We start from the raw sequence: 19,032 nt of genomic DNA on the forward strand, positions 1-19,032 counted from the left end.
ACATCGGACCCGTACCTTTGAAGGCGTGTACCGGTTCCTGCTGACCCCTCGCTGGTGGGGGATCAACCTCTTCGTCCTCCTCGCGATCCCCGTCTGCATCTTCATGGGCTCGTGGCAGCTCAGCCGTTTCGAGGACCGGGTGCAGGACCACCGGTCCGCCACCGAGCAGACGGCGGCCAACAAGAAGTCGGCCGCCGCACCGCTCGCCTCGCTGCTGCCCGTGGACAAGAACACCTCGGGCAAGCGGGCCACGGCGAGTGGGCACTACGACAAGCAGCTCCTGGTCCCCGACCGCGATCTCGACGGACGGACCGGCTTCTACGTCGTCACGCTCCTGAAGGTCGACGGCACCGGCAAGGCGCTGCCCGTGGTCCGCGGCTGGCTGCCCGGCACCGCGTCCGCCGCGAAGGCGCCCGCGCCGCCGCAGGGCGACGTCACGGTGACCGGCGCCCTGCAGGCCTCCGAGTCCCCGGGCTCGAACGGGGTGACCACCGCGGGCGGCCTGCCCGCGGGCCAGGTCGGCATGATCAGCGCGGCGTCCCTGGTGAACCTGGTGCCGTACGACGTCTACGACGCCTGGGTGACCCTCGACAAGGCCGACGCGGCCATGACGGCGGTCCCGGCCGACACCCCGCAGGGCAGCGGGCTCGACCTCAAGGCGTTCCAGAACCTCGGCTACACCGGCGAGTGGTTCGTCTTCGCGGGCTTCGTCCTGTTCATGTGGTTCCGCCTGGTCAGGCGCGAGGCGGAGGCGCTGCGCGACGCGGAACTCGGGCTGACGGAAGAAGCGGCGTAAGCACCGCTACGAAGCGGGCAGCGCGCCCGTGCGGTACACCGTGCCGGCGCACGCGTCCGGGATCGTCGCGGAGACGCTGGGCTCGCCCGGCTCCGCGGTGTGCGACACCACGACGCTGCCGTCGGCCGTGTCCTCGGACCCGAGCTGCGTCGACAGGCCCGAGTCGGACGTGCCGGTCTGGGTCCCCGTATCGGCACCGTTGCCCGTGTCGCCCGAGGTCGGGGTCGGCGAGGGGGACTCCCCGACGCCGGTGCCACCGGTCCCCGTGCCGGTCGACGGGCACTGCCCCGACGGCACCCAGGCGAAGCGCACCTCGTACGCCGAACCGGGCTCCAGGATCAGCTGGCTCGGCTCCGTCGACGGGTCGGGCAGGCCGGTCGCCTTGTCGCCCGAGGTGTGGTCGACGACGCTCACCTTGGTCGGGTCGGCCGCGCCCTGCGCGAGGGTGACCATGCTGCCGGGGCTGTCGATCGTGCAGTTGGCGTCCGACACGTTCGAGACGCGGAACGAGCCGTAGACCGTGCCGCTGGCGTCGGGCGTGCCGACGTCCGCCACCGCCTTGTTCAGATCCGTCGCGTCGCAGGCCGGGGACGAGGCCGCGGCCGTGGACCCCGGCGTGGGACCGGCCGTGCCGCCCGCGCCGGAACCGGCCGTGCCGTCCGAGCCGGTCTCGCCGCCCTTGCCGTCCTTGTCCTTGCCGTTCTCGTCCTTGCCGTCCTGGGACGTGGACGGCGAGCCGACGGAGTCCTGGCCGCCGGACGAGGACGGGTTCACGCCGACCCCGCCGTGCGTGGTCTCGCTGTGTCCCGCGATGGACGGCCGGTCGCCGGCGGAGCCGGTGTTCGCCACGTGCAGCACCGCGGGCACCGCCATCGCGACGAACACCCCGGCGGCGACGACGCCGACCACGGCCTGCCGCTTGCGGGCCCGGCGCGCGGGCACCGCACGGCGCAGGTGCTCGAGTGCCTCGTCGGAGGGGGCGATGTCGGCGACGGCCTGTCGCATCAGGCGCCGCAGTTCCAGCTCGTCGGGGTCGCTCGCGCCGTCGGCCGCCGCGTCGGCCCGGCGAGGGGATCCGTCGTTCACGATGTCGTTCCCAGCATGTTCGTCCTGCGCGTACTTCTTGAACCGGCCGTCCGGGCCGTGTCCCTGGGGGCCTGTGGGGCTCATGCCGGCGCCTCCATGGCCACGCGCAGCGCCGCGATGCCGCGTGAACCGTACGCCTTCACGGACCCCAGGGATATCCCTAGGGCGTCGGCGACCTGGGCCTCGGTCATATCCGCGAAGTAGCGCATGACGAGGACCTCGCGCTGGCGCCGCTGCAGCCCGCGCAGCGCCGCCTTCAGGGCGTCCCGCTCCAGCAGGTCGTACGCCCCCTCTTCCGCGCTCGCCATGTCGGGCATCGGCTTGGTGAGGAGTTTCAGCCCGAGGATGCGGCGGCGCAGCGTGGAACGCGAGAGGTTCACGACCGTCTGCCGCAGGTACGCCAGTGTCTTCTCCGGGTCACGGACCCGCTTGCGCGCGGAGTGCACGCGGATGAACGCCTCCTGGACCACGTCCTCGCAGGAGGCGGTGTCGTCGAGGAGGAGCGCCGCGAGTCCGAGCAGCGACCGGTAGTGGGCGCGGTAGGTCTCGGTGAGGTGATCGACTGTGGTGCCTGCGGCCGCCACGTCGTCAGCGCCCTGTGCCTGCGCCGGAATGTGCGCCGGCCGCGCTGCGGGCATGGGGGCGATCACCGGCATGCCGCCGGCCGGGCCCCCGCGGGGACGCCGGGCCCCGAGGGGAACAAGGGGGGCCAGGGCGGGGCCGAGCGCCGCCGCACCTGACGCTCGTACCGCTGTGAAGTCGAGTACTTCTGCCACGCCAGTTGGACACGCTTCCCCCCGTCAGGGTTGTACGCGTCGGGCGCCTCATTTACGACAGACCTCGTCATCCCCACCAATGACGAACCGTCAAATGCCGACATGCGTACCTACTCTTCCCCTATGCCCCAATTGCCCTCTGCGCTGCTCCGCCCCCGAGGGCGACCGCAAAGACGCTCCCCGCCCTGCGCGCGGTTGCAGGACGGGGAGGAAATCTTCGAGCGCATGGTCTGAACCACTGGTCTGAACCACTGGGGCCACAGAACTTACACAGATCCTACGAGCGAATCCGCATATGGGAAGGGGGTGACCGCAAGGCGGACGCCAGGAGAGGCGCACATCACGCACATCTCGCGCACCTCACGCACCTCACGCGAACTCGGCGGCCACCAGTTCCGCGATCTGCGCCGTGTTCAGCGCGGCGCCCTTGCGCAAGTTGTCCCCGCAGACGAAGAGTTCGAGCCCGGCCGGATCGTCGAGCGAGCGGCGCACGCGGCCCACCCAGGTCGGGTCGGTGCCCACCGCGTCGGCGGGCGTGGGGAATTCACCGGCGGCCGGGTTGTCGAAGAGCACGACGCCGGGTGCGGTCGCGAGGATCTCGCGCGCACGGTCCACGGTGACCTCGCTCTGGAAGCGGGCGTGGACGGTCAGGGAGTGCGTGGTGACGACCGGGACGCGGACACACGTGACGGCCACCGGCAGACCCGGAAGGCCGAGGATCTTGCGGGACTCGTCCCGCACCTTCATCTCCTCCGACGACCAGCCGTCCTCGCGCAGCGTTCCGGCCCACGGCACCACGTTCAGCGCGACGGGCTCGGGGAAGGGCCCGGTGCGGTCGCCGACGGCGCGGCGCACATCGCCCGGGCTGGTCCCCAGATCCGTACCGGCGACGAGCGAGAGCTGTTCGCGCAGCGTCTCGACGCCGCCACGGCCCGCCCCGCTCACCGCCTGGTAGCTCGACACCACCAGCTCGCGCAGGCCGAACTCGGCGTGCAGCGCGCCGATGGCCACGATCATCGACATCGTCGTGCAGTTGGGGTTGGCGATGATGCCGCGCGGCCGCACGCGCGCGGCGTGCGGATTGACCTCGGGGACGACCAGCGGCACGTCCGGGTCGAGGCGGAACGCCGCCGAGTTGTCCACGACCACGACGCCCTTGGCGGCCGCGATCGGCGCCCACTGCGCCGCCACCTCGTCGGGCACGTCGAACATCGCGACGTCGACGCCGTCGAAGACCGACTCCTCCAGGGCGAGGACCTCGACCTCCTCACCGCGCACGGCGAGCTTGCGCCCCGCCGAGCGGGCCGAGGCCACGAGCCGGATCTCGCCCCAGATGTCCGCGTGCTGCGACAGGATCTGCAACAGCACGGCGCCGACGCTCCCGGTCGCTCCCACGACCGCGAGCGTCGGACGCCCGGCGGAGGCCGTAACAGGACGGCCCATCAGCGGCCGGTGCCCCCGTAGACCACGGCCTCGTCGGAGTCCGAGTCGAGACCGAAGGCGGAGTGCACGGCGCGCACTGCCTCGTTGACGTCATCGGCGCGCGTGACGACGGAGATGCGGATCTCGGAGGTGGAGATCAGCTCGATGTTGACGCCCGCGTCGGTGAGCGCCTCGAAGAACCCGGCCGTGACACCCGGGTTCGTCTTCATGCCGGCGCCCACGAGCGAGATCTTGGCGATCTGGTCGTCGTAACGCAGCGACTCGAAGCCGACGTTGGCCTTCTGCTTCTCCAGGGCGTCGATGGCCTTGCGGCCCTCGGTCTTGGGGAGCGTGAAGGAGATGTCGGTCAGGCCGGTCGCGGCCGCCGACACGTTCTGGACGATCATGTCGAGATTGATCTCGGCGTCGGCCACGGCCCGGAAGATCTTGGCGGCCTCGCCCGGCTTGTCCGGGACGCCGACGACGGTGACCTTCGCCTCGGAGGTGTCGTGCGCGACACCGGAGATGATCGCCTGCTCCACGGCCTTGTCCTTGTCTGTGCTGACTGCGAGCGGTTCGTTGCTGACCCAGGTCCCCTGCAGTCCGCTGAAGCTGGACCGCACGTGGATCGGGATGTTGTACCGACGGGCGTACTCCACGCAGCGGTGGAGCAGCACCTTCGAGCCGGAGCTGGCGAGCTCCAGCATGTCCTCGAAGGAGATCCAGTCGATCTTCCGCGCCTTCTTCACCACACGCGGGTCGGCGGTGAACACGCCGTCGACGTCGGTGTAGATCTCGCAGACCTCGGCCTCCAGCGCGGCGGCGAGGGCCACGGCCGTGGTGTCGGAGCCACCGCGCCCGAGGGTGGTGATGTCCTTCTTGTCCTGCGAGACGCCCTGGAACCCGGCGACGATCGCGATGTTGCCCTTGTCCAGGGACTCGCGGATCCGGCCCGGCGTGACGTCGATGATCCGGGCTTTGTTGTGGACGGAGTCGGTGATGACGCCTGCCTGGCTGCCCGTGAACGACTGGGCCTCGTGGCCCAGGTTTTTGATCGCCATGGCCAGCAGGGCCATGGAGATCCGCTCTCCGGCGGTCAGCAGCATGTCGAATTCGCGCCCGGCAGGAATCGGGGAAACCTGCTCGGCGAGATCGATCAACTCATCCGTCGTGTCGCCCATCGCTGACACCACGACAACCACCTGGTTGCCGTTCTTCTTGGCGTCGACGATGCGCTTGGCGACCCGCTTGATGCCCTCGGCATCGGCTACGGAGGAGCCTCCGTACTTCTGCACGACAAGGCCCACGTGCGCTCCTCGCTCAGTCCGTCTGTCACCACATGTACGTACGCGTACTGCGGTCGGCTCAGTTTAACGAGCGGCCGAAATCCGCCCCGGGCATATCGCATCGTGAGATGTCCCGCTCACGAGGTGATCACCCGGGGTTTCGGTAGGGGGTTCCGGCCGCCCGATCAAGCACATGCCCGGACCGGGTGGGAGCAACCGGGAAAGTGGGCCAGGTCACTTCACGGGGCGCAGGCCCAGCGGGCCCGCGATCTCCTCCGCCATGACCTTGCCCGCCTCTTCCTCGAGGGTGGCCTCGGCGGTGGACAGGTCCTCGTCCGTGTCCAGGCCGTCGAGGTCGTCCAGCGGCTGGTTGAGGCGGACGTGGGCGACCAGGGACTGCAGGGCGCGCAGGGTCGCGGAGGCCGTGGAGCCCCAGTTCGAGAAGTACGAGAACTGCCACCACCACAGCGCCTCGGTGATCCGGCCCGCCCGGTAGTGGGCCATGCCGTGGCGCAGGTCGGTGATCACGTCGGCCAGGTCGTCCGAGATGCGCGCGGCGACCGGCGCCTTGCGCGGCTCGTACGGGTCGAAGACCTCGGAGTACACGTCGACGGGGTCGAGCAGCCGCGCGAGACCCTCGCGCAGCACGTCCACGTCCGGCTCGGGTCCCAGGTCCGGCTCGTAGCGCTCGTCCGGGACGATGTCCTCGTGGGCGCCCAACCGCCCGCCGGCGAGCAGCAGTTGAGAGACCTCGAGCAGCAGGAACGGGACGGCCGAGTCCGGCTCGTCGCCCTTCGCGATCTCGGTGACCGCGACGATGAACGACTCGACCTGGTCGGAGATCTGGACCGCGAAGTCGTTCGGGTCCTGCGCGGTGGCGTGCAGCGTGGCGTCAGACATCTAGGAGTCGTCTCCCCTCGAAGGCGCGGCCGAGGGTGACCTCGTCCGCGTACTCCAGGTCGCCCCCGACGGGGAGGCCGCTGGCCAGGCGGGTGACCTTCAGGCCCATGGGCTTGATCATGCGGGCGAGGTACGTCGCCGTGGCCTCGCCCTCCAGGTTCGGATCGGTGGCCAGGATCAGCTCCGTGACCGTCCCGTCGGCCAACCGCGCGAGAAGTTCTCGTATACGCAGGTCGTCGGGACCGACGCCCTCGATGGGGCTGATGGCGCCGCCGAGCACGTGGTACTTGCCGCGGAACTCGCGGGTGCGCTCGATCGCCACGACGTCCTTGGGCTCCTCGACCACGCAGATCACGCTCAGGTCGCGGCGCGGGTCGCGGCAGATGTTGCAGAGCTCTTCCTGCGCCACGTTCCCGCACGTCGCGCAGAAGCGGACCTTCGCCTTGACCTCCATGAGGGCCTGCGCGAGACGCCGTACGTCCGTGGGCTCCGCCTGCAGGATGTGGAAGGCGATCCGCTGCGCGCTCTTGGGACCGACGCCGGGCAGCCTGCCCAACTCGTCGATGAGGTCCTGGACCACGCCTTCGTACACGGAAGCCGTCCCTTTCCTGTGCTGGTTTCTGTGCTGGTTTCTGTGCTGGTTTCTGTGCTCGCTCGCTTGGTACGTACGGTAGTTGGCGCCGGGGCTAGAAGGGGAGGCCCGGGATGCCGCTGCCGCCGCCGAGGCCCTGCGCGAGCGGGCCGAGCTTCTGCTGCTGGAGCGTCTGCGCGTTCTCGTTCGCCGCCTGGACCGCCGCGACCACCAGGTCGGCGAGGGTCTCGGTGTCCTCGGGGTCGACCGCCTTGGGGTCGATCACCAGCCCGCGCAACTCACCCGATCCCGTCACCGTCGCCTTGACGAGGCCGCCGCCGGCCTGGCCGTCGACCTCCGTCTGCGCCAGCTCCTCCTGAGCCTTCGCGAGGTCCTGCTGCATCTTCTGGGCCTGCTGGAGCAGCTGCTGCATGTTGGGCTGGCCACCACCGGGAATCACGATCAGCTCCTGTTCTGGCGTCTCTCGGTCGCTTCGGTTCGAGCCTACGTGGTCCGGGGGGTACCTGCCCCGGCACATCACACTGCACTCTTTCGAGTGAGATGGGCGGCTTTCCTATACCTGATGAAGGCCCACTTCTGAGCGGAAAACCCGCGAAAACGGGAGCTTGGCCACCCATTGGGCGGTAGGAAAGATGCTGCACATTCAGCCCCAGCCGCAACAGCCGCGCCGTAACAGCCACACGTAACAGCCATAAGGGAGTGCCGGGTGAGCCAGCCGGAGATGCAGCCCGAAGGACCGCCCCAGGAGGGCGCGGGGCAGGGTGACGGTGTGCGCTCGGGCGACCTCACGGGGCGGACGTTCCCGCTCGGTGACTGGGGCGAGCCCGCGGAGCGGCTCGACGAGCTGTACCGCTGGGTCGAGCAGGGTGCTCTGCGCACCGCGGCCTGGTACCTCACCGACCGGGTGTGGAAGCGGCGGGGCGCCCGGGCGCTGCGCGGCGGCGCCGCGCTCGGGGCGGTCGCCGCGGGCGCGCTTCCGTTGCTGGATCTCACCGGGGCGGCGGGCGGGGCCGCGCCCTGGGGATACCTGGCGCTCCTCCTCGCGGTGGCCTGCATCGGCTGCGACCGGTACTTCGGCCTCACCTCGGGCTGGATAAGGGATGTCGCCACGGCGCAGGCGGTGCAGCGGCGGCTGCAGGTGCTGCAGTTCGACTGGGCGTCGGAGAGCGTGCGCGAGGTGCTCGGGCCGACGGAGGGCACGGCGAGCGAGGCGGCGGAGCGGTGCCTGTCTGTTCTTCGCCGCTTCACGGAGGACGTCACGGAGCTGGTGCGGGCCGAGACCGCGGACTGGATGGTCGAGTTCCGCTCCGGCCCCGCGCCGCTCGGCATGCAGTCCTCGGTCCCCGGCATCCCCCGCCCCGCGGAGCCGTCCCCCGGCCGCTTTCCGCTGCCACCGGGGGCCCGGCCGAACATGCCCAGGCAGCGGCCGCCGGAGCCGAGGTAGGCGGCTCTCCCCGGGTTGCAGCGGGGGTGGGACCTTCGGGTTGCAGCGGGGGTGGGGCCTTCGGGTTGCAGCGGGGGTCGGGGGTGCGCGGGGTTTCAGGGGGCCGGGTTTCAGGGGGCCGGGGTGCGCGAGGTCTCAGGGGGGCCGGGTTTCAGGGGCGGGGGTGCGCGGGGTTTCACGGGGCCGGGGTGCGCGAGGTCTCAGGGGGGCCGGGGTGCGCCGCGGGCGCGGTGGGACGGTGACGGTGCGGGTCCGTGCGGGCCCGGGACCCGCCGGGTTCCCATCCGTCCGCCCCCCTGGCGGGATGGACAGCGACGGCGGGATGGACGACGGCGCGAGGCCGCACGAGGTGGAGCGCCTCGCCGAGGTTCCCACCCGTCCGCCCCCCGCCCAGCGGGATGGACGACGACGCCGGGACGCCCGACGGCGCGAGGCCGCACGGAACCGGGAGCCTCACCGAGGTCCCAGCCGCCAGCCCCCACCCAACGGGACGCCCGACGGCGCGAGGCCGCACGGAACCGGGAGCCTCGCCGGGGTCCCCACCCGCCAGCCCCCCGCCCAGCGGGATGAACGACGACGCCGGGGTGGACAACGGCGCGAGGTCGTACGGGGTGGAGGGGACGGCGTTCCCTCCACCCATGGTGGGCGGGTGGGTGGGGAAACGGGGGGCGCCGCGGCAGCGGTGGGACGGATGGCGGCGTGGGGCCGCCGGGCCCCGGGGACGGAGTCCCTGGGGTGCGAGGGCCCGGATAGGCTGGCCCGCACCCTGTCACCCAGCCGAACCGGGGGGACCCACCCGTGCCGCCCGCTCCAGACGGCCCCGCCGTCACCCGCAACACCCTGCGCCGGCAGATCGCGGACGCGCTGCGCGACGAGATCCTGGGCGGCCGCCTCGCCCCGGGCCAGGAGTTCACGGTCAAGGAGATCGCCGAGGGGTACGGGGTGTCGGCCACCCCGGTCCGCGAGGCCCTGGTCGACCTCACCGCGCAGGGCCTGCTCGACTCGGCCCAGCACCGCGGCTTCCGCGTCCACGAGTACTCCCTGACCGACTACCGGGCGATGATCGAGGCCCGCAGCCTCGTCGCGGACGGCATCTTCCGCGGCCTGGCCGAGCACCCCGAGCCCGACCCGCGTTCCCCGGAGGACCTGTCCGGCGTACGCCGTCGTGGCGAGGAGGCGGCCCGCGCGGCAGGCGCCGGTGACCTGAACGTCCTCATCGGCTACGACCTGCGCTTCTGGCGGGAGCTCTCCGCCCTGTTCGGCAACGCGTACCTCTCGGACTTCTTCCACCGGCTCCGCCTGCAGTCCTGGATGTGCGCGGTGCCGTATCTGCGTCGCGCCGGCGATCTGAAGGGGCACCTGTGGTCGGGGCACTGCGACCTCGTGGACGCCCTGGCCCGCCGGGACGCCCCGGGCGCGCACGCGATCGTCGCGTCGTACAACACGGAGTCGCTCGCCCTGATGGAGCGTCTGGTGAACGAACAGGGCGGGCAGAGCGGGCAGAGCGGGCAGGAAGGGCAGCAAGGGCAGAACGGCTGAGGATCCGTAGGGAGCCCGGGTACCCGCAAGACAGGGCTGTGTCGGGCCGCCGCCGACTACCCTGACGTACGCCGAGAACACGCCGCTCACCCCGGAGTCCTAAGGAGCCCCCTTGGCCTGTGACCTGTGGCTCGTCCCCCTCGTCGACGTGCTGTGCCACAGCCCCGACAATCCCTTCGCCGAGGAACTCGCCCTCTACGACAAGGCGTTGCACGAGGCGGGACTGCCGCCGGTGCCGGTCTACTCGTACATGCCGGGGCTCTCCGGCGACGTGGCGCCGGTCGCGGGGTTCGACTACGACGCGCTGCACTTCCTGCGGCGCGCGTACCTGCTGCAGATGTGCGGGCTCGCGGTCACGCCGGTGGACGAACTCGGCGGGGACTACGAGCAGTTGCTGGAGATGTTCGAGCCCACGGCCCAGGGCTCGCACCTCGTGTGGCACTACGACCACGCGGGGGCGTACGTCCCCGTGGACTTCCCGGCGCCGCTGTCGAACGACGAACTCCTCGAGGGCGGCGGCCCGTTGGGCTCGTCCCACGCCCTGCTGCGGGAACTGGAGTACGTGGCCCCGTCGATCGGCATAGACCCGGCCAACCCGCCGCTCCCGCCGGCCCCGCCCGCGGGTCCCACGGCCCTGGAGGAACCGGCCGCGCCCGTCCCCCTCGACGACAGCCCCTTCGCCCGCGAACGGCACGTGTGGCTCGGCCTGCACCAGGCGGCGACCCGCAGCCTGGCCCAGGGCTCGATGATCATCTTCAGCTGAGGACCTGAGCCGGGGCGGGGCCGCGGCCCCGCCCCCTCAGACGTATCAGCCCCGTCTGACGTGTCTGACGTATCAGCCGCGCCAGACGTGTCAGCCGCGTCAGACGTATCAGCCGCGTCAGACGGTGTGCTGGTCCGCGACCGCCAGCGCCGCGTCGAGCGCCGCGAGGCCCTCCTTGACCTCCGCCTCGGAGACGTTCAGCGGCGGCACCACGTGGGTGCGGTTCATGTTGATGAAGGGCCACAGGCCGTGCGCCTTGGCGGCGGCGCCGAACGCGGCCATCGGCGCGTTCGCCTCACCCGCCGCGTTGTACGGCACCAGCGGCTCCCGGGTCTCCTTGTTCCGTACGAGCTCGAGGGCCCAGAACATGCCGACGCCGCGCACCTCGCCCACCGACGGGTGCCGCTCGGCCAGCTCGCGCAGAGCGGGCCCGACGATCTCCGCGCCCGTCTTCGCGGCCTGCGCGACGATGCCCTCCTCCTCCATCACGTTGATGGTGGCGACGGCCGCGGCGCAGGCCAGCGGGTGTCCGGAGTACGTCAGACCGCCCGGGTAGGGCCGCTTGGCGAACGTCTCGGCGATGGCACCGCTGATCGCGACACCGCCCAGCGGCACGTACCCGGAGTTCACGCCCTTCGCGAAGGTCAGCAGGTCGGGCGTGACGTCGTACAGATCGGCGGCGAACCACTCACCGGTGCGCCCGAACCCGGCCATGACCTCGTCGAGCACGAAGACGATGCCGTACTTGTCGCACAGCTCGCGCACGCCCGCCAGGTAGCCGGCCGGCGGCAGCATGATGCCCGCCGTGCCCGGGACCGTCTCCAGGATGATCGCCGCGATGGTGGCAGGACCCTCGAACTGGATGGTCGTCTCGAGGTGCTCAAGTGCACGCGCGCACTCCTGCTCCTCCGTCTCGGCGTAGAAGCGCGAGCGGTACAGGAACGGCGCCCAGAAGTGCACGACCCCGGCCGTGCCGCTGTCGCTGCCCCAGCGGCGCGGGTCGCCGGTGACGTTGATGGCCTGCTGGGTGCCGCCGTGGTACGAGCGGTACGCGGAGAGCACCTTGGGGCGGCCCGTGTGCAGACGGGCCATGCGCAGGGCGTGCTCGACGGCGTCCGCGCCGCCGTTCGTGAAGAAGATCTTGTCGAGGTCGCCGGGGGTGCGCTCGGCGATGAGGCGTGCGGCCTCGGAGCGCGACTCGATGGCGAAGGCGGGCGCGAAGGTCGTCATCGTCGCGGCCTGCTCCTGGATCGCGGCGACGACCTTCGGGTGCTGGTACCCGATGTTCGTGTAGACGAGCCCGGAGGTGAAGTCGAGGTAGCGGTTGCCGTCGTAGTCCCAGAAGTACGAGCCTTCGGCACCGGCGACGGCGAGCGGGTCGATGAGTTCCTGTGCGGACCAGGAGTGGAACACGTGCGCACGGTCCGCGGCCTTCACGGCGGCGCCGACCTGGGGATTCGGCTGAGGGGTCATGGGGCCGAGGGTAAATGTCCCCGGTGGTGCCGCACTATCGGCGTCCTGTCTGTGGGACGGAGGCGAACGCGACAGGTTGTCGTGTTCACCGGACGCGACGGCCGGGTCCCGGCGCGTCGCGGTCTGCGGGCCGGTGGGGGCTGGTCGCCACGACGAAGGCGCACCCGGCGGCGAACCGGCGGAGCTACGGCGCCAGGCCGGCCAATTCAGGCCGCACCGCCACCACCCCCCGGCCGTACTCCCCGCCCTCGACCGCCCCCACCCCGAACCGCCCCAGCACCCGGTCCGCCTCCCCCACCGGAAGCCGCCCCTTCGACCCGACCCGCACCAGGCCGCCGTCCCCCCGAACCTCCCGCCCCTCGTCGCCCACGTCCCGCACCACGACCTCCGCATCACACGTCACCCGCTCCCCGTCGGCGACGAACGTGGCGCGTCCGTGCTCCACGACGAGCACCGGCCGCAAGCCCTCGGGCACGGCCACCCCGCACGCGCGCCCGAAGGCCCCGGCGGCGTCGAGGACCTGCTCGCCGGAGGCAAGGCGTCGCCGGTGCGTGACCGTCTCGCCCCGTGTGCCGCGCAGCGCGATCTCGAGCCGCCGCTCCCCCGTGTCCGCGTAGAGCCGCTCCCGGACCGTGCGGCGCCGGTCGTGGAACGCGCGCAGGTCCGCCGTGTCGTAGTACGTCGTCCGGTACGCGAACCAGCGCCGCCCGTTCACCGACAGCGCCCGCAGCGCCCCGCCCGCCCTGCGGGGATCGGTGAGCAGGGTCGCGACGTCCTGGAAGACCTCGTAGGGGACGAGGTAGGCGCGGTCGTGCCGGGTCAACAAGCCTGCCCTGGCGTCGAGTTCGGCGAGCGAGAGCGGCCGGGCGGCGAGCGCGGCGCGCGCGATGGCGCGTACGGCGGGGGTCACACGGTCTCCTGGCGATAGGGGGCGAACTGCCTGAACCACCCCGCCATCGTCCCCGACTTCCGACCACCGGAAGTCAACTTCCGGAAAACTGCGATCGCTTGAAGAGCAACGGAGCGCAGCGGCTGTTACGCAACCCGTTACGGAACCGTAGAAGCCGCTCCCGTCCTCTGTGTCTTATGCCCGCACTATTCTCAGTCTGTTGGTCACGTACGGGGGAGGGTGGCGCGACATGGAGAGGCTCGAGTCGCTGGGTCCGGGAGACCCGCAGCGGATCGGCGCGTACCGGCTCATCGGCCGGCTCGGCGCGGGCGGGATGGGGCAGGTGTACCTCGCGCGCTCGGAGCGCGGACGCACCGTCGCGGTGAAGCTGGTGCGCCAAGAACTCGCGGAGCAGGAGGAGTTCAGGAACCGGTTCCGCCAGGAGGTGCAGGCGGCGCGGCGCGTCGGCGGCGCGTGGACGGCGCCGGTGCTCGACGCGGACACGGAGGCGCGGATCCCGTGGGTCGCGACCGGCTACGTCGCGGGCCCGTCCCTCCAGCAGGTCGTCTCGCACGACTACGGCGCGCTGCCGGAGCGTTCCGTACGCATCCTCGCGGCCGGCCTCGCGCACGCGATCAAGGACATCCACGACGCGGGGATCATCCACCGCGACCTGAAGCCGTCGAACGTGCTGGTGACCATCGACGGCCCGCGCGTCATCGACTTCGGCATCGCGCGCGCCCTGGAGACCGTCACGGACGGCGGCCTGACGAGAACCGGCGCGCTCGTCGGCTCCCCCGGTTTCATGGCGCCCGAGCAGGTGCGCGGCGACCGGATCACCCCGGCCTGCGACGTGTTCTGTCTGGGCTCGGTGCTCGCGTACGCGGCGACGGGCGCGCTGCCCTTCGGCACGTCGAACAGCGGGGTGCACGCCCTGATGTTCCGCATCGCCCAGGAGGAGCCGGACCTGAGCGGCCTCCCGGAGGGGCTGCAGGATCTCGTCCGGGACTGTCTGCACAAGCAGCCCGCGGACCGGCCCTCGCTCGAGGAGATCCTGGAGCGCACCGACGCCGAGGACACCCTGGCGGACGGCGGCCGCACGCGCGATCCGTGGCTGCCGGGTGCGCTGGTGGCTCAACTGGGCCGCCACGCGGTGCAGTTGCTGGACTCGGAGGACCCGGACTCCGCGGACCCCGAGGCCCCGGATCCAGTTCCGGCCCCCTTCCCGGTCCCGAGCTCGCAGGAGACCCCGAGCCCGAACCCGAGCTCCGCACCGCCGCCCCCGGGCGCCCCTGGCGCGGCGCCGCTCGACCACCTGCCCACGGTGGTGGTGGGCCCGGGCCAGGAACCCCCGGCGGCCGCCCCAGCGCTGCCGCCCGCGGCGCCCGCGTACGGCTATCCGGCGCTGCCGCCCGCCCAGCCGCACCCCCAGCAGCCGCAGGCACCCGCCTACGGTTATCCGCAAGGGAGTTGGGGCCAGACGCCCCCGTACGGGCCCGGCGTCCCGCACCTGCCCGTCCCCCAGCCGGAGCCCCCGCGCCGGGGCGGCCGGTCGACGGCGGCGCTGGTCGCGGTCGCGTTGATAGTGGCGCTCGGCGCGGGCGGTTCGGTGTACGCCCTGATGAAGGACGACGGGAAGTCGTCCACCACGGCGCAGAGCAGCGGTACACCGACCGCGTCGGCCCCGGTGTCCCCGACCCCCGCACCCTCGACGCAGGGCCAGGACTCCCCGACGCCACCGCAGTCGTCCGCCCCGTCCGACACCCCGCAGTCCACGGCGGGCGGCATACCGGAGAAGTACCTCGGCACGTGGACGAACGAGGCGGTGAACGACTACGGGCCCATCACCCGCCGTCTCGTCGTCCAGCAGGGCGAGCCCGGCGACACGGTGCTGTCCCTGACCCAGGACGGCACGCAGAACAACGGCTCGCCCTACCACTGTGTGTTCCAGGGCAAGTTGGCCTCGGCCGACGACACGGAGATGCATGTCGCGGGCACCGAGGTCACGGTCGCGGAGCCCTCTGCGTCGTCCTGCCGCAAGGGCACACCGAGCACGGTCACGGTCCTGCCCTCGGGCCAGCTGAAGCGCGAGCTGATCGACGCGACGGGCAATCAACAGACGTTCACGTACGACAAGGAGAGCTGACAGCCTGCCGGGCTCTCAGCTCTCGGCCATCACCTCTCGGACGTCAGCTCTCGGCCACCACGATCACGCTGTCGCCCGCCCCCAGCCGCACCCGCTCCCGCTTGTCCGGGTTGAGCCGCACCCCGAACCGCGGTGCGGTGGTGGCCTGTTGGAGCAGCCGGTAGCCGATGGCGTACTGGCCCTGACGGCGGGCCGCCTCGACGACGGTCGCGTACGTGACCTCGGCCCCGGCCGCGACGTAGTCGGTCGCGGGCTTGAGGTAGATCTCGGCGCCGTCCGCGTCGCCGAGCTCACGGAAGAGGGCGGCGAGCTTCCGGTTCTCCGAGATCTGTGCCATCAGCAGGCTGATCAGCTTGCCGCTGACGATGAAGTCGGCGCCCTCGCTGATCGGGGCGAGCGCCCGGTTGGAGTCGTCGGCCATCTCCGTGACGACCCGCAGTTCGCACCCCAACTCGGCTTCCAGGGCCCGCAGATGGAGCAGGGTCACGAGCGTGTCCCCGTCCGGGTCGTAGTGGTGGGCGAGGGTGGGGTTCTCGTCCTCGTACCCGAGGACCACGATGCCGCTGTACGAGCCGACGTCCAGGCCGGCGAGCACCTCGGGCCGCGCCGTCTCGCCGGAGCGGAAGGCGATCTTGAGGTTCGGCTGCTCGGTCAGCACGCGGGCCTCGTCGGCGGCGCGCGCACCCCGCGCCACGATGTCGAGGACCGAGCCCTGGGCGACGTATCCCGCGAGCTGCTCGATGATCATCGGGGCGCGGCGGTTCCAGCCGAGCATCAGGATGCGCTCCGGCACCGGTACGCGCTCCTGCGGGGCGACGATGGCGCTCTCGTCGACGTCGGCGGGCCGGTCGGCGAGGACGAGGGTGTCGTCGTCCCGGGAGACCGCGACGATCTGGTCGCCCTCCCTGATCCGGGTCCCGGGCGGCGGACAGAGCAGCTGGCTGCCGTCCGCGCGGACGAGACCCACCACGGACGAGGTGTCGTACGCGAGCACGGCCTCCCCGAAGGGGCGGCCCACGAGCGCCGGCTCGGCCACCGTGTAGAACTCGTCGCCCTCGAAGTCGAGCAGGTCCTGGTAGACGAGGGACAGGCCCGGCTGTCGCGAGGTCTGCACGATCAGGCGCGCGGTGACGTCGTCGATGTTCAGGACGCAGCCGCCCGGGCCCGCGGCGAGCAGGGCCGCGGGGTGGTTGCGGCCGTCGCGGACGGCGGCGACCACATAGGCGTCGCCGCGCGGCGCGGATTCGCTGTTGAGGGCGAGCAGCGCCTTGATGACGGTGGCGTCGGCGGCGGTGGCGTCGTCGTCGCCGGGGGCCAGGACGATGACGGCGCGGGCCGTGTGCGGGTTGACCATGCCGAGGACGGCCGGGTCGGTGATGTTGCCGGTGCGGCAGATGACCCGGGTGTTCCGGGTCTCGGGCACCTTGGTCCGGATCTCCTCCTCCATGTGGACCTTGTCGACGTCGGCGAGGATGGCGACGGCCGGGTGCCGCTCGTTGCTGTTGGCCTCGACCAGCTCGCTGATGACCGGAAAGACCTGGTCCGACCAGCCGAGCACCACGGTGTGCGCGTCCTCGAGGACCATCGACTTGCCGAGCCGCAGCGCCATGATCTTCCGGTTCACACCGGTGGTGATGAGCCCGACGAGCGTCGAGGCGAAGAACAGGGCGACGAGGGCGAGCAGCACGGAGAGCACGACGTACATGGGGGTGCCGACGGCTCCGCCCAGCTTGAACGTGTTCCCCACGTTCTTCCAGATGGCGATGAACTGGTTGCCGATGGTGGTCGGGGTGTTCCGGTCCGCCCAGACGAGTGCGGCACTGGCCGGGATCACGATGACGAGGCAGACGACGGTGAGCCAGCCGATCAGCGCGGGCGTCCCCCGGGCCATCGTGTTGTCGAACCAGTACCGCAGCCGCAGTCTGGCCCCGGCCGTGACCCGCTCGGAAGCGCGCTCGGTCGTGCGCTCAGCCATGTGCGCCTCTCCCCGTTCGCTCGATGTTCCCTCGATCAATCAAGCACGGAAAGTGACGATCCGTACTGCTGTCGCTACGTTGGGTGACATTCGGTGACTTGATCATCCGACGGGGCGGGGGCCTCTGCAAGGCGGGGTGCGGCCAGAGGGACGCACCCGCCTCACCTGGCGGCGGCCCGCACCCGCCGCTCGGCCGCGTCGAGGAGGGAGTCGGCCAGCTCCGGGGCGACGGTGGCGGCGCCCTGCGTGAAGACCCGCTCCAGGGACGTGCGCGCCGCGCTCTCCGGCTGGGCCGTGACGGTCACGTCCACCACGAGCCCGTCGGCACGGCGTGTGTAGACCCGCTCCGCCATGCCCGTCATGTGCGCGTACCCGTCGCGGGCCGACGCCTTGTACGCGGACGCGCAGGCGCCGGTGCCGAACGTCTGGTGCGACAGATCCAGGTTCGCCAGCCCTTCGCGCAGCTTCTCGTACCTGCCGACTCGCGCGATCCGCACGTTCGTCACTCCCCCTGAAGCAACCTGGAACAAGGCGCATGCCCCGGTCCGCCGAAGCGGACCGGGGCATGGACGCGGAGCGGGCGACTACCGCCCTACAGGAACGAGTTGACCTCGATCGTCTCGTCGCGGCCGGGGCCCACGCCGATCGCCGAGATCGGGGCGCCGGACATCTCCTCGAGCGCCTTGACGTACGCCTGCGCGTTCTTGGGGAGGTCGGCGAAGGTCTTGGCCTTCGTGATGTCCTCGGACCAGCCGGGCAGCGTCTCGTAGATCGGCTTCGCGTGGTGGAAGTCGGACTGCGAGTACGGGAGTTCCTCGACGCGCTTGCCGTCGATCTCGTACGCGACGCAGACCGGGATCTGCTCCCAGCCCGTCAGGACGTCGAGCTTCGTGAGGAAGAAGTCCGTGAGGCCGTTCACGCGGGTCGCGTAGCGGGCGATGACCGCGTCGAACCAGCCGCAGCGGCGGTCACGGCCGGTGGTGACACCGCGCTCGCCGCCGATGCGGCGCAGCGCCTCGCCGTCGTCGTCGAAGAGCTCCGTGGGGAACGGGCCCGCGCCGACGCGCGTCGTGTACGCCTTGAGGATGCCGATGACGCGGCTGATCTTCGTCGGGCCCACGCCCGCGCCCGTGCAGGCGCCGCCCGCGGTCGGGTTCGAGGAGGTGACGAAGGGGTACGTGCCGTGGTCGATGTCGAGGAGCGTGCCCTGGCCGCCCTCGAAGAGCACGACCTTGTCGTCGTCGAGCGCCTTGTTGAGGATCAGGGTCGTGTCGGCGACGTAGCCCTTGATCTGGTCCGCGTAGCCGAGGAGCTCCTCCACCACCTGCTGCGCCTCGATGGCACGGCGGTTGTAGAGCTTCGTGAGGAGCTGGTTCTTGACCTCGAGGGCCGCCTCGACCTTCTGGGTGAGGATCGACTCGTCGTAGAGGTCCTGGACGCGGATGCCCACGCGGTTGATCTTGTCGGCGTAGGTGGGACCGATGCCGCGGCCCGTCGTGCCGATCTTGCGCTTGCCGAGGAAGCGTTCCGTCACCTTGTCGACCGTGACGTTGTACGGCGTGATGATGTGCGCGTTACCGCTGAGCAGGAGCTTGGACGTGTCGACGCCGCGCTCGTTCAGACCGCTCAGCTCGGAGAGCAGGACCGACGGGTCGACGACGACGCCGTTGCCAATGACTGGCGTGCACTCCGGGGAGAGGATTCCGGAAGGGAGGAGATGCAGCGCGTACTTCTGGTCGCCTACGACGACCGTGTGGCCGGCGTTGTTGCCGCCCTGGTAACGCACTACATAGTCCACGGAGCCACCGAGCAGGTCAGTGGCCTTTCCCTTGCCTTCGTCACCCCACTGAGCACCGAGCAGCACAAGTGCGGGCACAGGCGTACACCCCTTCCGGGCGGGGCATGTCCAAGGTCAGGGGCCACGGCCGCGGCGGTGCGGCGAAGC

Annotated in this window: 17 protein-coding genes; 5 read left to right on the plus strand and 12 right to left on the minus strand. The window is 71.3% G+C overall.

Features of this window, described 5'->3' with window-relative positions; translation table 11 throughout:
• Positions 1–25: 25 nt before the first annotated feature.
• On the plus strand, positions 26–796 hold the full coding sequence (locus tag ACIBUY_RS13605; RefSeq protein ID WP_365564787.1) for an SURF1 family protein: 771 nt from the start codon (positions 26–28) through the stop codon (positions 794–796).
• A gap of 6 nt (positions 797–802) precedes the next feature.
• Here ACIBUY_RS13605 and ACIBUY_RS13610 read toward each other — a convergent pair whose 3' ends face one another.
• The 7 genes from ACIBUY_RS13610 to ACIBUY_RS13640 form a co-directional block, all read right to left on the minus strand.
• On the minus strand, positions 803–1,966 hold the full coding sequence (locus tag ACIBUY_RS13610) for a hypothetical protein (RefSeq protein WP_399152629.1): 1,164 nt from the start codon (positions 1,964–1,966) through the stop codon (positions 803–805).
• The gene (locus ACIBUY_RS13615) at positions 1,963–2,658 is read right to left on the minus strand and encodes a SigE family RNA polymerase sigma factor (RefSeq protein WP_399152630.1); all 696 of its coding nucleotides are present in this window, start codon (positions 2,656–2,658) and stop codon (positions 1,963–1,965) included. The genes ACIBUY_RS13610 and ACIBUY_RS13615 overlap by 4 nt, the downstream gene beginning before the upstream one ends.
• A gap of 369 nt (positions 2,659–3,027) precedes the next feature.
• A complete protein-coding gene (locus tag ACIBUY_RS13620; RefSeq protein ID WP_365564795.1) occupies positions 3,028–4,101 on the minus strand; it encodes an aspartate-semialdehyde dehydrogenase in 1,074 nt (357 codons plus the stop codon).
• Positions 4,101–5,387: an aspartate kinase gene (locus ACIBUY_RS13625; RefSeq protein WP_365564798.1), complete on the minus strand. Its 1,287-nt coding sequence runs from the start codon at positions 5,385–5,387 to the stop codon at positions 4,101–4,103. The genes ACIBUY_RS13620 and ACIBUY_RS13625 overlap by 1 nt, the downstream gene beginning before the upstream one ends.
• 213 nt (positions 5,388–5,600) lie before the next feature.
• Positions 5,601–6,266 (minus strand): DUF5063 domain-containing protein, encoded by a 666-nt coding sequence (locus ACIBUY_RS13630; RefSeq protein ID WP_365564800.1) that lies wholly within the window; start codon positions 6,264–6,266, stop codon positions 5,601–5,603.
• Complete coding sequence (gene recR, locus ACIBUY_RS13635) at positions 6,259–6,858, minus strand: recombination mediator RecR (protein WP_018529216.1); 600 nt, start codon at positions 6,856–6,858, stop codon at positions 6,259–6,261. Before recR ends, ACIBUY_RS13630 begins: the two co-directional genes overlap by 8 nt.
• A 94-nt stretch (positions 6,859–6,952) precedes the next feature.
• Positions 6,953–7,297 (minus strand): YbaB/EbfC family nucleoid-associated protein, encoded by a 345-nt coding sequence (locus ACIBUY_RS13640; protein WP_365564802.1) that lies wholly within the window; start codon positions 7,295–7,297, stop codon positions 6,953–6,955.
• Between the two features lie 267 nt (positions 7,298–7,564).
• Between ACIBUY_RS13640 and ACIBUY_RS13645 the strand changes: the two genes are divergently transcribed.
• The 3 genes from ACIBUY_RS13645 to ACIBUY_RS13655 all read left to right on the plus strand — a co-directional run bounded on the left by ACIBUY_RS13645 (position 7,565) and on the right by ACIBUY_RS13655 (position 10,604).
• The gene (locus tag ACIBUY_RS13645; RefSeq protein WP_365564804.1) at positions 7,565–8,302 is read left to right on the plus strand and encodes an SLATT domain-containing protein; all 738 of its coding nucleotides are present in this window, start codon (positions 7,565–7,567) and stop codon (positions 8,300–8,302) included.
• 798 nt (positions 8,303–9,100) lie between these two features.
• On the plus strand, positions 9,101–9,841 hold the full coding sequence (locus ACIBUY_RS13650) for a GntR family transcriptional regulator (protein ID WP_399152631.1): 741 nt from the start codon (positions 9,101–9,103) through the stop codon (positions 9,839–9,841).
• A 112-nt stretch (positions 9,842–9,953) separates the two neighbouring features.
• Complete coding sequence (locus ACIBUY_RS13655) at positions 9,954–10,604, plus strand: hypothetical protein (RefSeq protein ID WP_399152632.1); 651 nt, start codon at positions 9,954–9,956, stop codon at positions 10,602–10,604.
• A gap of 117 nt (positions 10,605–10,721) precedes the next feature.
• Here the strand turns inward: ACIBUY_RS13655 and ACIBUY_RS13660 are convergent, their stop codons facing one another.
• Both ACIBUY_RS13660 and ACIBUY_RS13665 read right to left on the minus strand, forming a co-directional pair.
• Positions 10,722–12,077 carry an aspartate aminotransferase family protein gene (locus ACIBUY_RS13660; RefSeq protein ID WP_365564811.1) on the minus strand — a complete coding sequence of 452 codons (1,356 nt, stop codon included), beginning with the start codon at positions 12,075–12,077 and terminating at the stop codon, positions 10,722–10,724.
• Between the two features lie 184 nt (positions 12,078–12,261).
• Positions 12,262–12,987, minus strand: coding sequence for a hypothetical protein (locus ACIBUY_RS13665; RefSeq protein ID WP_399152633.1), 726 nt, complete (start codon positions 12,985–12,987; stop codon positions 12,262–12,264).
• Positions 12,988–13,216: 229 nt separating this feature from the next.
• Here ACIBUY_RS13665 and ACIBUY_RS13670 point away from each other — a divergent pair, with 229 nt between their 5' ends.
• Positions 13,217–15,112 carry a protein kinase gene (locus ACIBUY_RS13670; RefSeq protein WP_399152634.1) on the plus strand — a complete coding sequence of 632 codons (1,896 nt, stop codon included), beginning with the start codon at positions 13,217–13,219 and terminating at the stop codon, positions 15,110–15,112.
• A 43-nt stretch (positions 15,113–15,155) separates the two neighbouring features.
• On the opposite strand, the gene ACIBUY_RS13675 is transcribed toward ACIBUY_RS13670, so the two are convergent.
• The 3 genes from ACIBUY_RS13675 to ACIBUY_RS13685 all read right to left on the minus strand — a co-directional run bounded on the left by ACIBUY_RS13675 (position 15,156) and on the right by ACIBUY_RS13685 (position 18,963).
• The gene (locus ACIBUY_RS13675) at positions 15,156–17,087 is read right to left on the minus strand and encodes an NAD-binding lipoprotein (protein WP_365564819.1); all 1,932 of its coding nucleotides are present in this window, start codon (positions 17,085–17,087) and stop codon (positions 15,156–15,158) included.
• A 161-nt stretch (positions 17,088–17,248) separates the two neighbouring features.
• Positions 17,249–17,584: a hypothetical protein gene (locus ACIBUY_RS13680; RefSeq protein ID WP_399152635.1), complete on the minus strand. Its 336-nt coding sequence runs from the start codon at positions 17,582–17,584 to the stop codon at positions 17,249–17,251.
• A gap of 95 nt (positions 17,585–17,679) precedes the next feature.
• Complete coding sequence (locus ACIBUY_RS13685; protein ID WP_365564825.1) at positions 17,680–18,963, minus strand: adenylosuccinate synthase; 1,284 nt, start codon at positions 18,961–18,963, stop codon at positions 17,680–17,682.
• Positions 18,964–19,032 lie beyond the last annotated feature (69 nt).

This window comes from Streptomyces sp. NPDC050085 (assembly GCF_044460595.1).
GTDB lineage: Bacteria > Actinomycetota > Actinomycetes > Streptomycetales > Streptomycetaceae > Streptomyces.